The sequence below is a fragment of the Synechocystis salina LEGE 00031 genome (assembly GCF_015207985.1).
Taxonomy (GTDB): Bacteria; Cyanobacteriota; Cyanobacteriia; order Cyanobacteriales; family Microcystaceae; genus Synechocystis; species Synechocystis salina.
In genome coordinates, this window is record NZ_JADEVV010000003.1 from 1 (window position 1) to 13,780 (window position 13,780).

The 13,780-nt window shown below is 50.0% G+C and carries 15 protein-coding genes; 7 read left to right on the plus strand and 8 right to left on the minus strand.

From position 1 onward, the window contains the following. The 3 genes from IQ217_RS01415 to IQ217_RS01425 all read left to right on the plus strand — a co-directional run. The coding region (locus tag IQ217_RS01415; RefSeq protein WP_194018649.1) for a PilT/PilU family type 4a pilus ATPase at positions 1-1,275 on the plus strand (1,275 nt) is incomplete at its 5' end. 12 nt (positions 1,276-1,287) lie between these two features. Continuing rightward, on the plus strand, positions 1,288-2,424 hold the full coding sequence (locus IQ217_RS01420; protein ID WP_194018650.1) for a glycosyltransferase: 1,137 nt from the start codon (positions 1,288-1,290) through the stop codon (positions 2,422-2,424). A 99-nt stretch (positions 2,425-2,523) separates the two neighbouring features. Next, on the plus strand, positions 2,524-3,255 hold the full coding sequence (locus IQ217_RS01425) for an undecaprenyl-phosphate galactose phosphotransferase family protein (RefSeq protein WP_010873062.1): 732 nt from the start codon (positions 2,524-2,526) through the stop codon (positions 3,253-3,255). A 94-nt stretch (positions 3,256-3,349) separates the two neighbouring features. Here IQ217_RS01425 and IQ217_RS01430 read toward each other — a convergent pair whose 3' ends face one another. Continuing rightward, complete coding sequence (locus tag IQ217_RS01430; protein ID WP_194018651.1) at positions 3,350-4,312, minus strand: RluA family pseudouridine synthase; 963 nt, start codon at positions 4,310-4,312, stop codon at positions 3,350-3,352. Next, complete coding sequence (locus IQ217_RS01435; RefSeq protein WP_190598320.1) at positions 4,313-4,714, minus strand: DUF2237 family protein; 402 nt, start codon at positions 4,712-4,714, stop codon at positions 4,313-4,315. A 138-nt stretch (positions 4,715-4,852) separates the two neighbouring features. Here IQ217_RS01435 and moeB point away from each other — a divergent pair, with 138 nt between their 5' ends. Beyond that, on the plus strand, positions 4,853-6,025 hold the full coding sequence (gene moeB, locus IQ217_RS01440; protein WP_190598321.1) for a molybdopterin-synthase adenylyltransferase MoeB: 1,173 nt from the start codon (positions 4,853-4,855) through the stop codon (positions 6,023-6,025). Positions 6,026-6,132: 107 nt separating this feature from the next. On the opposite strand, the gene IQ217_RS01445 is transcribed toward moeB, so the two are convergent. Both IQ217_RS01445 and folB read right to left on the minus strand, forming a co-directional pair. After that, the gene (locus tag IQ217_RS01445; protein WP_194018652.1) at positions 6,133-6,753 is read right to left on the minus strand and encodes a LysE family transporter; all 621 of its coding nucleotides are present in this window, start codon (positions 6,751-6,753) and stop codon (positions 6,133-6,135) included. Between the two features lie 10 nt (positions 6,754-6,763). Further along, positions 6,764-7,120 (minus strand): dihydroneopterin aldolase, encoded by a 357-nt coding sequence (folB, locus tag IQ217_RS01450; RefSeq protein ID WP_190598323.1) that lies wholly within the window; start codon positions 7,118-7,120, stop codon positions 6,764-6,766. Between the two features lie 110 nt (positions 7,121-7,230). Here folB and IQ217_RS01455 point away from each other — a divergent pair, with 110 nt between their 5' ends. Beyond that, on the plus strand, positions 7,231-7,650 hold the full coding sequence (locus IQ217_RS01455; protein WP_194018653.1) for an NUDIX domain-containing protein: 420 nt from the start codon (positions 7,231-7,233) through the stop codon (positions 7,648-7,650). A 107-nt stretch (positions 7,651-7,757) separates the two neighbouring features. Next, complete coding sequence (locus tag IQ217_RS01460) at positions 7,758-9,374, plus strand: glycoside hydrolase family 3 N-terminal domain-containing protein (RefSeq protein WP_194018654.1); 1,617 nt, start codon at positions 7,758-7,760, stop codon at positions 9,372-9,374. 57 nt (positions 9,375-9,431) lie between these two features. On the opposite strand, the gene IQ217_RS01465 is transcribed toward IQ217_RS01460, so the two are convergent. The 3 genes from IQ217_RS01465 to IQ217_RS01475 form a co-directional block, all read right to left on the minus strand. After that, positions 9,432-10,799, minus strand: coding sequence for a hypothetical protein (locus IQ217_RS01465; RefSeq protein WP_194018655.1), 1,368 nt, complete (start codon positions 10,797-10,799; stop codon positions 9,432-9,434). Positions 10,800-10,835: 36 nt separating this feature from the next. Further along, positions 10,836-11,201 carry an NAD(P)H-quinone oxidoreductase subunit M gene (ndhM, locus tag IQ217_RS01470; protein ID WP_194018656.1) on the minus strand — a complete coding sequence of 122 codons (366 nt, stop codon included), beginning with the start codon at positions 11,199-11,201 and terminating at the stop codon, positions 10,836-10,838. Positions 11,202-11,474: 273 nt separating this feature from the next. Beyond that, the gene (locus IQ217_RS01475) at positions 11,475-11,984 is read right to left on the minus strand and encodes an inorganic diphosphatase (protein WP_014407118.1); all 510 of its coding nucleotides are present in this window, start codon (positions 11,982-11,984) and stop codon (positions 11,475-11,477) included. A gap of 170 nt (positions 11,985-12,154) precedes the next feature. Here IQ217_RS01475 and IQ217_RS01480 point away from each other — a divergent pair, with 170 nt between their 5' ends. Beyond that, entirely contained in the window at positions 12,155-13,342 is a 1,188-nt protein-coding gene (locus IQ217_RS01480) for a glycosyltransferase (protein ID WP_194018657.1), read from the plus strand. Positions 13,343-13,400: 58 nt separating this feature from the next. On the opposite strand, the gene clpS is transcribed toward IQ217_RS01480, so the two are convergent. Further along, on the minus strand, positions 13,401-13,691 hold the full coding sequence (gene clpS / locus IQ217_RS01485) for an ATP-dependent Clp protease adapter ClpS (protein ID WP_443081617.1): 291 nt from the start codon (positions 13,689-13,691) through the stop codon (positions 13,401-13,403). Between the last annotated feature and the right edge of the window lie 89 nt (positions 13,692-13,780).

Sequence of the window (13,780 nt, forward strand, 5' to 3'; positions counted from 1 at the left end):
CCCCGCCCCTCTGTGCCTCCATTGCCCCCTCTGCCCAACAATCCCCCTGGGCGGACTGCACCTTCCATTCGCCAGGAAAGTATGGCTCCAGAAACGCAGTTTGTGCCAGCCCCCCCCAGCATTAGCCAGCCCCAACCACAACAACTTTCTGCCAACACCAATCTGCCCACTAGTCCTCGGGCGCCTGGCCATGCTGCTCCAGGGCGATCGCCAGGGCAGCCCAGTCTAGAGGAGTTAATCCGCAGTGCCTTTGACCAAGGTTTCTCCGATGTTCACGTCGGGGTAGGAGAAGTGCCCCGCATGCGGGACCGGGGGGAAATGCTGCCCCTGCGTTATGAGCCAACGGATCACCAGACCTTTATGAGTTGGCTCAGGGAAATTCTCACCGAGGATGAAATTCAACGGTTCAAACGGGAATTGGAATTTGACGGGGCTAAACAATACGATTTTGCCAGGGTGCGGATTAACGTCCTGGAAAGTTTGTTGGGCTCCGCCATGGTGCTGCGGATTATTCCCCTCAAGATCTTGACCCTGGAACAGTTACGGTTGCCGGAAGTTTTGCGCACCGTGTCTAACTCCCACAAAGGCCTAATTCTCGTGACGGGGCCCACCGGTTCCGGTAAATCCACCACCATGGCGGCGATGGTGGACTACATCAACAGAGAACATGCTAAACACATCATTTCCATTGAGGATCCGATTGAGTTTGTGCACCAAAGTCGTCGCTCCTTGATCCGCCAAAGGGAAGTGGGTATGCACACTTTGGAATTTGACCATGCCCTCAAGGCTTCTCTGCGGGAAGATCCGGATATTATCCTGATTGGGGAGATGCGGGACCGGAGCACGGTCAACACCGCCCTCAAAGCCGCCCAAACCGGTCACTTGGTAATGGGAACTCTCCACACCAACAGCGCCATTAAAACCTTGGAAAGGATTTTGACCCTCTACACTGCGGAAGAACAGCCCGCCATGCGAACGGCGATCGCCGAATCACTGGTAGCAATCATTGCCCAGGGTTTATGTCGCACCACCGACGGTAAACGGGCCGGCTTCCATGACATTCTCATTAACACAGAGACAGTGAAGGACTATATCCGCCAAGGTAAGTACGATGAAATTGCCGAGTTAATGCAGGATGGTGAGTACGATGGTATGGTCACCGCTAGCCAATCCCTATTTGCTCTCTACCAGGAAGGCAGAATTACGGAGGAAACCGCCTTGGAGTTAGCCCCCGCCCGCAACGAAATGGCCATGAAACTCAGAGGGAGAACCTAAGGAATCTCAGGAATGAAATACGCCCTAGTCCACGAGTGGCTCACCCCAAAGGCAACGGGGGGGTCAGAGTTGGTGGTGCAGGAGATTTTAAGCCACGTAACGGCGGATCTGTATGCCCTGATCGATTTTGAGTCCACCAATCCCCAGAGCTACCTCTATGGCCGCTCCATTGGCACCACTTTTTTGCAGGGGTTTCCCCGGGCGGAACAGGGGGTGCAGAAATATTTACCCCTTTTGCCCCTGGCGATCGAACAGTTGGATTTAGGGGAATATGATGTCATTCTTTCCTCTTCCCATGCGGTGGCCAAGGGGGTGCTGACTGCTCCCCACCAAATCCACATCTGCTATTGCCATACTCCCATGCGCTATGCCTGGGATTTAACCTTTGACTACTTGAATAACAGTTCCATGGGCCGGGGTCTACCGGGAATTTTAACCCGTTACCTGCTCCATCAATTGCGGCAATGGGACGTGGTTTCCGCCAATCGGGTGGATTATTTCTTGGCCAATTCTCACCACACAGCCCGGCGCATTTGGCGTTGTTATCGGCGGGAAGCAGATGTGGTCTATCCCCCAGTGAATTTGGAGCGTTTCACTTACCGAGAAAAGAAGGATGATTTCTTCTTGACGGTCTGTCGCCTGGTTAGCTACAAACAGGTCAAGTTGATTGTGCAGGCCTTTAACCAGTTGCAGTTACCCCTAGTGGTGATCGGCGATGGCCCCGATTTATCTCTTTTACAGGAACTAGCCCAGCCCAACGTGCAAATTCTTGGGGCCCAACCCAATGCCGTGGTGGAAGATTACATGGCCCGGGCTAAAGCCTTTGTTTACGGGGCCTGTGAGGATTTTGGCATTGCCCTAGTGGAAGCCCAGGCCTGCGGCACGCCGGTCATTGCCTTTGGCCGAGGAGGAGCTTTGGAAACGGTGGTGGATTATCAAAAAAATCCCCAAACTGCGACGGGGCTTTGGTTTGATCAACAAACGGTGCCGTCTTTAGTGCAAGCAGTGGAAACTTTTTCCAATCTTAGTCATCAGATCAGTGCAGAGAACTGTTTCCTGCAAGCAAACCGTTTTTCTTCTAGAATGTTTCAAACGTCATATTTGGCGTTGCTGGAAAAGTACTGTCATCAGGTTCCTCATCGGACTTAGTGGCGGTGGGAGTCCTCAGTTATTTAGCAAAGAATCGTAACAATTGTCGATTCAGGCTTTATGATTAGGACGATATGGTGTGATGTGTGATGGAGTACGATGACTGCTAATAGCTCGCCGATCTCTGTAAAAGCCCTCCGTGCTTTGATGAGACGCGGATTTTATCCAACGGTCTCTCCGAGAAGGTATCAAGGTTCCCGCTCCAGTTCCCTCACCGGAACCGTGGCCAAAAGGGTATTCGATATCTGTTTCTCCCTGTCGGTATTGGTTCTCTGTTCCCCCCTTTACCTGGCGATCGCCTTGATGATTGCGGTCAGTTCACCGGGGCCCATTTTCTATGTGCAAGAAAGGGTAGGGCGCAAGTTTAAACGTTTCAAATGCATTAAGTTCCGCACCATGGTCACCAATGCCGATGAGGTGTTGGAGAAACTGATGGCCGGCTGTCCCCAAACCCGGGAGGAATTTGAAAAGAATTTTAAACTCCGTAATGACCCCCGCATTACCTGGATTGGCAAATTTTTACGGCTGACTAGCCTTGATGAATTTCCCCAGTTCTGGAATGTGCTCAAGGGGGATATGAGCTTGGTGGGCCCCCGTCCCTTGGTGCCGGAGGAGTTGCACAAGTATGGGCGACAAATCAACCAAGTGTTGAGTATTAAGCCTGGGCTAACGGGACTGTGGCAGGTGTCCGGTCGCAATGACATTCCCTATCCTGAACGGGTGCAAATTGATGTCTATTACGTTTACTACCGCACCATGACTCTAGATTTGCTCATTATTGCCAAAACCCTAGGGGTAATGCTTTTCCCCAACAATAACGGCGCTTACTAACACCATGCCCCGGTGTCTAGCTTGGCTGTCCATGGCTAGAATTATGCCCCCGTAATAAATTTCCCCATGTTCCCAAGAGAGTGCGGGCTAATTTTTAGGGGATTCTCTGCCTAAGGTAGACCAATAATTTTTCAAAATGGGCCGGCATCGGGGCGATCGCCGTGATGGTTTCCCCACTCACTGGATGAATGAGGGAAAGTTGGTGGGCGTGGAGAGCCTGGCCGGGCAGATTAACATTGAGATTACCGGGGGAAGTGTAGAGGTTATCCCCCACCAAAGGGTGGCCCATTTGTTTGCTATGGACCCGGATTTGATGGGTACGTCCCGTTTCCAGTTGAAATTCCAGCCAGCTATGGTTGCCCAACCGTTCCAATAGCCGCCAATGGGTGACAGCACTCCTACCGCCTTTTTCTGGCGGCACAATGCCCATTTTTAGGCGATCGCCAGGATGACGACCGATGGGCAGAGCTACCGTACCCTGAACTTCCCTCGGAGCCCCATACACAATGCCCCAATATAGGCGGCGGGCAGTTTTTTCTTTTAGTTGAGCCTGTAGATGATGTAGGGCTAATTCCGTTTTGGCGATCACCATGGCCCCAGTAGTGTCCTTATCCAAGCGATGGACAATGCCTGGTCTTTGCACACCGCCAATGCCGGCCAAATCAGGACAATGGGCCAGTAGAGCGTTAACCACCGTGCCATCAGGATGGCCAGGGCCAGGATGCACCACCAAACCCGCCGGTTTATTGATAATGATCAGTTGGTCATCCTCATACAAAATATCCAGGGGAATGGCCTGGGGCACCAGATCCAAAGGCACCAAATCGGGAATATTGATTGAAAGGCGATCGCCAATTTTAAGAATATGTTTTTTGTTTTGGCAAATCACTCCGTTACACCAAACCTGCCCCGACTCGATTAATTTTTGACATCGGGCCCGGGACAACTGGGGTAAATTTTCCGCCAGCCACTTGTCTAGTCGCTCCCCATGGGCGGTGACCATCAACTCAGGAGAAGCATCCCAAGCCGAAACTTCTGCGATAATTTGCTCAACCATCTATTCTTCCGGGGTAAATTGTCCAGGCAAAGCATGGGGAATCAGGGCATCTAAGCTGATCACCTCCAACGCCGAAGCATGGGTGGCACTCAAATCCACCAACGGAGCCATGCCCGCATCTTTGGCTTCTTGCCAGCGGGCCGCACATAGACACCATTTATCCCCTGGTTTTAGCCCTGGAAATTGGTAAGCCGGTTGGGGCGTGGAAAGATCGTTGCCCCGGGCTTTGGAAAATTCCAAAAATTCCGCTGTTACCTGGGCACAGACCACATGGCGACCAAAATCCGTCGGTCCCGTTTGGCAGTAACCATTGCGGTAAAACCCGGTTAAAGGCGACTTACAACAACATTTGAGGTCACCGCCCAACACATTTTTATCCTGGGAATCCTGCATAGTAGCCATATCGTTAACCAAACAAAAATGAGAATGCTATTTAACAATCTTCACACCAAAACCATGGTAGTGCCGCCGCCAAAAAGATTAAAATGTTAATTTCGTTGTGGTAGTGATCCCGACGATGATTTTCCGTGAACAACAGCAATGCTTAACCCAAACCTAGCAGAGATTGAACTCTCTCAAGACGACTACCAACGGTATTCCCGCCACATCATTCTGCCGGAGGTGGGCCTCGATGGCCAAAAACGCATCAAAGCCGCCAGTGTCCTCTGTATTGGTTCCGGGGGTCTAGGTTCTCCGTTACTGCTCTACCTGGCCGCGGCGGGGGTAGGACGGATCGGTCTAGTTGATTTTGACATTGTCGATACTTCCAACCTGCAACGGCAAATTATCCATGGTACTTCCTGGATTGGTAAGCCCAAAATTGAGTCCGCCAAGCACCGCATCCTAGAAATTAATCCCTTCTGTCAGGTGGACCTCTACGAAACTCAGATTTCTTCGGCCAATGCCTTGGACATCATTGCCCCCTACGACATTGTCATTGACGGAACGGATAATTTTCCCACCCGGTACCTCACCAACGATGCCTGTGTGTTGTTGAATAAACCCAACGTTTACGGCTCCATTTTCCGCTTTGAAGGGCAAGCTACGGTGTTTAACTACCAGGGGGGGCCAAACTACCGTGACCTCTATCCAGAACCGCCGCCGCCGGGCATGGTCCCTTCCTGTTCTGAGGGAGGGGTTTTAGGCGTGTTACCGGGCATTGTGGGTACGATTCAAGCCACGGAAGCGCTCAAGATTATGCTTGGTGCCCCCGACACCCTCAGTGGTCGCCTACTGCTGTTCAACGCCTGGGAAATGAAATTCCGGGAACTGAAATTGCGTCCCAACCCTGTGCGGCCGGTAATTGAAAAGCTGATTGATTACGACCAGTTCTGTGGTATTCCCCAAGCCAAAGCTGCCGAAGCCGCCGATGCCCAGGCCTTGGCGGAAATGACTGTGACAGAATTAAAAGCCTTGCTGGATAGTGATGCCGATGACTATGTGCTCATCGATGTGCGTAATCCCAATGAGTATGACATTGCCCGCATTCCGGGGGCGGTGTTGGTGCCTTTACCCGATATTGAAGAGGGCCCCGGCATAGAAAAAGTACGGGATTTGGTCAATGGTCACCGTTTAATTGCCCACTGCAAATTGGGAGGGCGATCGGCTAAGGCTTTGACTCTGCTCAAACAAGCGGGTATTGAAGGCATAAATGTTAAAGGGGGCATCACCGCTTGGAGTCAGGAAGTTGACCCCAGTGTCACCCAGTATTAACTTTCCCCTTGTCCCATAGCCCTGAATAATTTTGGCGATCGCCGTTTTCCTGATAGTGGAGATGGCGATCACTTTTTTATTACATTTGTTCAATTGATTGGCTTTGATTAGCTGGAAGTAAGCAAAAATACACCAACCGAAATCATCAAAGTGCCGGCCAGATAGTTTATTAATCGCTTATTCTTTCTGCTGATCAATAGCCCTGATCGGTGGGCAAGAAAAGCATAAAATAGTTTTACTCCTCCCACCGAGAGAATTGCGGTTAGAATTATGACTACGGTATCAAGATAGACAATATTATTAACGTCAACAAAAGTTGGTAAAAAGCCCAGATAAAAAATGACAGCTTTTTGATCCGCTAAAGTTATTAGTAATCCGGCAGAAAAACTAGAAGAGAGGGATTTGGCATCAACCTTAGTTAGGTTTTGATTGTTAACTTTGGCTCGGAGGGTGTTGATTCCCAACCAGATTAAATAAATGCCGCTGATATATTTAAGAACGACAAAAAAATCTCCCATCGCCCCCTGTAAAAAAGCTAAGCCCCAGAGAGCAATAAGAATAAAAATAATATCGCCTAAAACAACGCCAAGGGTGGCAAAAAAACCATGGATAAAACCACCGCTGGCACTTTTACTTGAAACAGTCAACACACTCAAACTGGGAACAGCAGCCAGGATCAACATTGCCCCAAATAAACTGAGTATGTTAGACCAATCCATGGTTAACACTTTGAATAACCTAGCGACTCCGGAGAATTTCCAAAGTCACATCCCCGTCAAAATCTGGAATGGGAGCTTGGCATTTGGTCAGGGCCACTTTGACTTGCTGGGTTTTACCCGTTCCCAAAATGGCATCGGCGATCGCCTCGGCTAGTTTTTCAATCATTTTAAACTTGGACTCACGGATGAGCTTTTGTACGATCGCCACTGCATCAGCATAGTTGAGGGTATCGTTCAGGTCATCGCTCTGCCCAGCCTTAGCCAAATCGATCCAGATGGTTAAATCAACCTCAAACCATTGCCCCAAGAACTGTTCCGCATCAAAGTAGCCGGTGTAACCATAGGCGCGAATGCCCTTAACATTTAACGTATCCATAAATTGACTAAGTACCAACTAACTACCAGATATTGAACTAAGAACGACAGGTTCCCCAGCTAACCATGGTATGATCACCCAGTCAAAAATTGCCATAATTTTTCCCTGCCATGCCTCCCCAATTTCCCTTAGCTACGGTTGGTGCGCTGGTTACTGCCCCGGACGGCCGAGTTTTAATTGTCAAAACCACGAAATGGCGGGGTACCTGGGGGGTGCCGGGAGGAAAGGTGGAATGGGGAGAAACGCTAGAAACCGCCCTAAAACGGGAATTTCAAGAAGAAGTGGGGTTGGATTTGCTGGAAATAAAGTTTGCCTTGGTACAGGAAGCGGTGAATGATCAACAATTCCATTGCCCAGCCCATTTTGTTTTATTAAACTACTACGCCCGTTGTGAATCCACTCAGGTGACTCCCAATGAAGAAATTGTGGAATGGCAATGGGTCACCCCCCAAGAAGCTTTGGATTTTCCCCTCAACAGTTTTACTAAGCTACTTTTGGAAGATTATCAGCAACGTTTTATTCGAGTTTAATGGCTGCCAAAATCTATTTTTACATTGGCAATATACGAAACTGATTAATACTAAATCTAATTAACAGTTCATTTTTAAGCATTTAAATAATAAACAAATCAAAAATTATGGCGGCTATCATCCCCAGCGATTGGACTTTACAAGAAAAAATTGGCCAATTAATTGTGGTGCGGGCCTCAGGATTTTTGTTTGATCATCAAATTCGTTACCCTGCTTGGGAAGCGCCTAATCAAACCCTGCAAAATTGGTTAACTAACCTTAATTTGGGCGGAGTAATTCTCTTGGGAGGCAGTGGAGCAGAATTGGCTTTACGCACTGCTCAGTTACAAAATTGGGCTTCTACGCCGTTACTTTTGGCCGCTGACATTGAGGAAGGGGTGGGGCAAAGATTCTCTGGTGCCACTTGGTTTCCGCCGCCCATGGCCTTGGGTAGTATTGGCGAGAAAAACCTAGACTTAGCTAAACAATATGCCCGTCAAATGGGGGAAGTGATTGCCCAGGAGGCCCTAGCGGTGGGGCTGAATTGGATTTTGGCCCCGATCGCCGATGTGAATAATAATCCTGACAATCCGGTGATTAATGTGCGGGCCTTTGGGGAAACTCCGGAAATTGTGGGGACTTTGGTGGGGGAATTTATTGCGGGAACCCAGCCATTTGCCGTTCTCACTTCTGCCAAACATTTCCCTGGCCACGGGGACACTAACACCGATTCCCATCTACATTTACCCGTCATGCCCCACACCATTGATCGGCTAGAAACCTTGGAAATACCACCTTTTCAGCAGGCGATCGCCCAGGGGGTGGATAGTGTGATGACTGCCCATATTCTTGTGCCGGCCTGGGACGACAGTAATCCGGCAACTCTATCCCCAGCTATTTTGACTGGACAGTTAAGGCAAAAACTAGGTTTTGAGGGCATCATTGTCACCGATGCGCTGATTATGGGGGGCATTACCGAAATCGCTAGCCCTGGGGAAGTGGCCATCCGGGCCCTGGAAGCGGGGGTTGATATTCTGCTGATGCCGCCGGATCCCATACCAGTAATCACGGCGATCGCCAAGGCGGTGGAGTCGGGTCGTTTGACAGAGGAGAGAATTGAACAATCTTTGCAACGGGTGTTAACGGCCAAGGAAAAATTGGCCCCCGGCCCTGACCCCAGCCATTTCACCATTAACTTACAACCCCAGTCCGGCCGTAAATTAGTGGATCAGATTGTCACTGCGGCACTGCAAAGCGGCGGAGATTTACCTGTCCCCAACCTAGGCAATCGGCAAGGAAAAAATTTAGTTGTCGTAGATGATTTACTCACCGCTGATTACCTCGACCGAGCTTGTCCTGCCTTAACTTTTCCTCTCCGGGGAGGATACAGCGCCAAAATTTTAACTGCCGATTGGTTGGAGCACTATCCCATTGGTCAACATCCCTTTGTACTCCAGGTATTTATCCGGGGCAATCCTTTCCGGGGCACTGCGGGATTAACTCCCCTAAACCAAGCTTTGTATCGCCAATGCTTAGCCCATCCATCCTTGCAAGGATTAATCGTCTACGGCAGTCCCTACGTTTTAGCTTGGTTCCAAAGCCAAATGGTAGAACTCTGTCCCCATTTACCGTGGGCTTTTTCCCATGGCCAAATGTCCCAAGCCCAGGCGATCGCCATTGGTCAATTATTCGGTTGGCAGGATTTATCTGACCACAGCATTCAAGATGTAATTTTTACCACTTAATTTCCCAGGGAAGGCTCAGGAAATACTACGAGAACCCATAACGCTCGTAATCTTCACTCAACTTTCTGAGGAATTTGAAGTTAGATCGTTCAACTCATTCAAAGGTTCTGGCTGGATCTCGGTCATTTCCTCCTCAACAACCCTTTCCTCCTCAATTGTCTCAACTTCAACTACTACCCCCAATTCCTCCACCTCTTGCCCCTCAGGTTGTTGGTTCTCTGGTGATAATGTCGGGGTTAACTCGGAAGTTTTATCCTCTGCAGCGCTCTCTGGGGCCGTGGTCAAATCCGTCACGGGCTCCCCTGGATCATCAAGAGGCATTTCTTCCACCACTACTTCCGTTTCTTCCACTTCAATTTGCTCATCAGGTTGAACCGATTCCGTTACTTCTGGCGGAATGGAAGGTTCCGGTGCCGTTTCCACTAATTCCTCTGTTTCGACCACTTCCTCTAAGGGTTCCACGCCAAAAGGCAGATCTAAGCCAACCAGGGTATAGGCCTCAGCCAAGGGGACATCCCCCCGCATTAAACGGGAAAAAGCATCCTGCCCATCGGGTTGATAATTAATCACCCGCACTGTGTTGTTAAAACGGTTAGCCACCAGGTTACCCGCTTGGTCAATGAACTCCAACTTGAGCCAATTTTCCCCGGTCTCAAATCCTTCCAGATAAATGGGTTGCCATTGATCCACCAAAAAACTTTCATCATTGACAGTGACCCGGATGCGCCAATCACTCAGGTCGGCATCATTTTCCGCTGCGATATGGAGGGGAGCATCGGTCAAATAGTAGTCCAAAAGGATTGGTTCAGCACCATAGTCTCCCTTGGGACGGCTATAGGTCAACAGGGGCAAGGCGGGGTCAGGATTATTACTGTCGGTTTTGGTGAGAACGTGGAAAGTAACTTGGGCATAGGCCCCATCGTTTTTGTAACTTTCATGCCAGGGGCGGACGGGGAATGCCCGCAGGGTGTGGGTGCCTGGCTCCAAATCTTCTAGGATGATGGGTTGGTCTAGGTTATAAATCGCTCGGTAGGGCTCGTTATCCAAAATTAAATGGACATGGGCTCGCAGGGGCACACTATCATCCTCGTTCAGGGGAAGGTCTTCCGCCTGGAGTTGCACCGCCACTGTAGTTTTTTTGAGCACCGTATCCGGGGCAGGGGAGAGGATTTTTAGCTGGGGTTGGTATTGATTAAAGCTGGGGGCTAGGGCCTGCAATGCTTTAGGGGGAGATACTTCCCGCAGGTTGCCCAATTGCACCAGTTCGCTAGCTTTGACCAATGGGGGTGGGGGTGATGCCGATAAAGATTGACAGCCCCCCAAACCAATGGCGATCGCCAGTAGAAATACAGTCAGAACTTTGGTCAGATAAGACCTATATCTGGGCCGGTAATTACCTTGATTCTGCCAATGGCGATCGAACACAGTGTTAAGCCTCCCTCCCACAATTGTTGATTGGGGTTATTTTTCTAGCCAATATTTGCCAGCGGTCTCCGTATTTTCCACCTTGGGCAGTCCCATGCTGTAATTCAAGACACGACAGTCCAGGTTGTAACTAACTTTACCCTCCTGCAACAGGTCACGGATAAAATGCTCCAAATCCGAGCCAATGCGCCGTAAATTGTAGTCGGTTAAATCTTCGCCGCCGTAGGACTCTACCAACTCGTCAAAGCGACGATAAACCTGTTGGAGAGCGTCTTCATTCCAAACAAACTCGTTATCAGGGTCCACATCCATGGTCAAGACACTATTGCTAGGAATCAGTTCATTGCCTTGCACTTCAGCGGTAAAAATACGGACGTGACGGGTAGTGGATTTGACAAGCATGGCAGTTAGCTAAGCCGTTGGGGATCACAGAGCATTGTAAACAAATTTCGCCAGGGGTGGGGACTAGGCTATCCAAGAACTTATTGGTACAGTCCATAGCCCCCACGTTATAGATAGATCCACAATTTCCTAGGTCGGCCACAGTTCAGGAGGAGGATTGCAATTGATGGGAGCCAGGACAAAACCCAACCGCCACCGCTGAGGCCAGCCCCGAAAATCACTGACTTGAGCAAAGGCTGATGGTTCACAGTTGCTCTCGGATTTAATGGCGTATTACTTATAGTTCTTAACGCACTCTTCCACCAGGGGGAGCACTGCATCCACATCTTTCCAACCAAGAATTTCCGTCACCTTTTTCTCCAGATTTTTGTAGGAGCGGAAGAACTCGGCAATTTCATCCAAGCGGTGCCCTGCCAAGTCATTGATGGATTTAACGTAGGTGTAGCGGGGATCTTTGGCGGGAACACAAAGAATTTTTTCGTCCCGATCGCCGCCGTCAATCATTTCCAACATACCGATGGGCCGGGCGGTAATGACACAACCGGGAAAAGTGGGTTGATCCATGATCACCATGCCGTCGAGGGGATCGCCGTCGTCAGCGAGGGTATTGGGAATAAAACCGTAGTCGTAGGGATATTGCACAGAGGAATACAGTACCCGGTCGAGGGCAAAGCAATTCATGTCTTTGTCGAACTCGTATTTATTTTTGCTCCCTGCGGGAATTTCGATCAACACATTGATCAAACCGGCTTTGGGCTGGGCAGGAATACGGCTTAGGTCCACAATTTTTCTCCAACGAAATACAAAAGAGTCACAACAAAACGGGCTCGAAACCCGATCGCATTTTACTCGGTGGGCTCCCCTTGTACCTAGCCTTACTGAAGGGAATTTCCCTTGGGCTCTCCGCAGGCCATAATTAGGGCGGTCATTATCCATTTTTTCTGCCCCTGCCCATGGTCCATTCGCCCCTGCCATCCCAAGCCACTGCCCTAACAGTGCCCAAGCTGGGGGAAACTGACGGTATTTTCCTTTCCTTGGTGTTGCCCACCTATAACGAAGGAGAAAATATCCAAGCCATGGTGACTACTCTGGTGAAATTGCTGGAACACCGTTGGGCTGGCCGGTATGAGTTGATTGTGGTGGACGATGACAGTCCCGATTTAACTTGGCAAAAGGCTTTTAATTTAAGCAAAACCTATCCCCAATTGCGGGTGATTCGGAGAACGGAGGGACGGGGCTTATCCACGGCGGTGATTAGGGGTTGGCAGCAGGCCCGGGGGGAGATTTTGGCGGTTATTGATGCGGATTTACAGCATCCTCCCCAGGTACTTTTGGCCTTGTTGGCGGAAATGGAACGGGGGGCAGATTTAGCGGTGGCCAGTCGCCATCAATCAGGAGGGGGGGTTAGTCAATGGAGTTTGGTGCGGCGGTTGCTTTCTCGGGGGGCCCAGATGCTGGGTTTATTAATTTTGCCGGAGGTAATTGGCCGTTTGTCGGATCCCATGAGTGGTTTTTTCATGGTCAGGCGTCTGGCGATCGCCGATTGTCCCCTCAGCCCGGTGGGGTACAAAATCCTCATTGAAGTGGCGGCCCGGGGGCGGATCCGTTGGTTAGCGGAAGTCGGTTACGTCTTTCAAGAACGGCGATCGGGGCACAGTAAGGTCACCTGGCGGCAATACGTGGAGTATCTCCAGCATTTATGCAAACTGAGATTGTCCCTTTCCTCCCGGTTTTTGCAATTTTGCGCTGTGGGGTTAACCGGAGTGGCGGTGGACATGGCCTTTTTATTTATCCTCACGGAACCATCCCTGGGGGATTTGCCCCTGAGTCGTAGCAAGATCATCGCCGCCCAATTGGCCATTCTTAATAATTTTTTCTGGAATGACCGTTGGACTTTCCAAGATCTAACCCAGGGACAAAACAGTCCCTCCCAAGTAAGTAAACGTCTGCTCAAATTTAATCTGATCTGCTGGGCCGGCCTGGGCATTAACCTGGGGCTGTTGAACTTCTTCTTTAACTTTTCCCACTTCAATCGCTACCTAGCCAACGCCCTGGCGATCGCCCTGGTGACCATCTGGAACTTTTGGTTCAACCTCAAACTTAGTTGGCGAGTCACAGATGTTAATGCCCTCAGCCGCTGAAGTTTCATCGGAGCAACCATTGCCATGGAGAAAAAGTTTGGCCCTAACACCCTAGAGCCTATTCGTCCGGTTCGATGGTGCTGGACAGCCCGTGACTGCGCAGGGTTTCACAGTAGAACTCAGCGTGCTCCAACTCACAGGTGATGACTAAAGACATACCGTTAACGTGGGCTTCCATCATAATATCCACTGCTTGGGGCTGGGTCATGCCCGCCACCGTTTGGATCAAGGTCTGCACCACATGCTCCATGGAGTTGAAATCATCGTTGTGCAGTAAAACCCGGTAACGGGGAGCGTGCTTGCGGATTGTGCTATTGCTGGGCTTGTTTAAAACTTCGGTCGCCATCATTTACCTCCCTGGGCGAAAGTGGAGAAACTTCAGATTCTATTACGTATAGATTGTAACCCCCAGCCCCCAGGAGCGGAGAAGGTTACAAT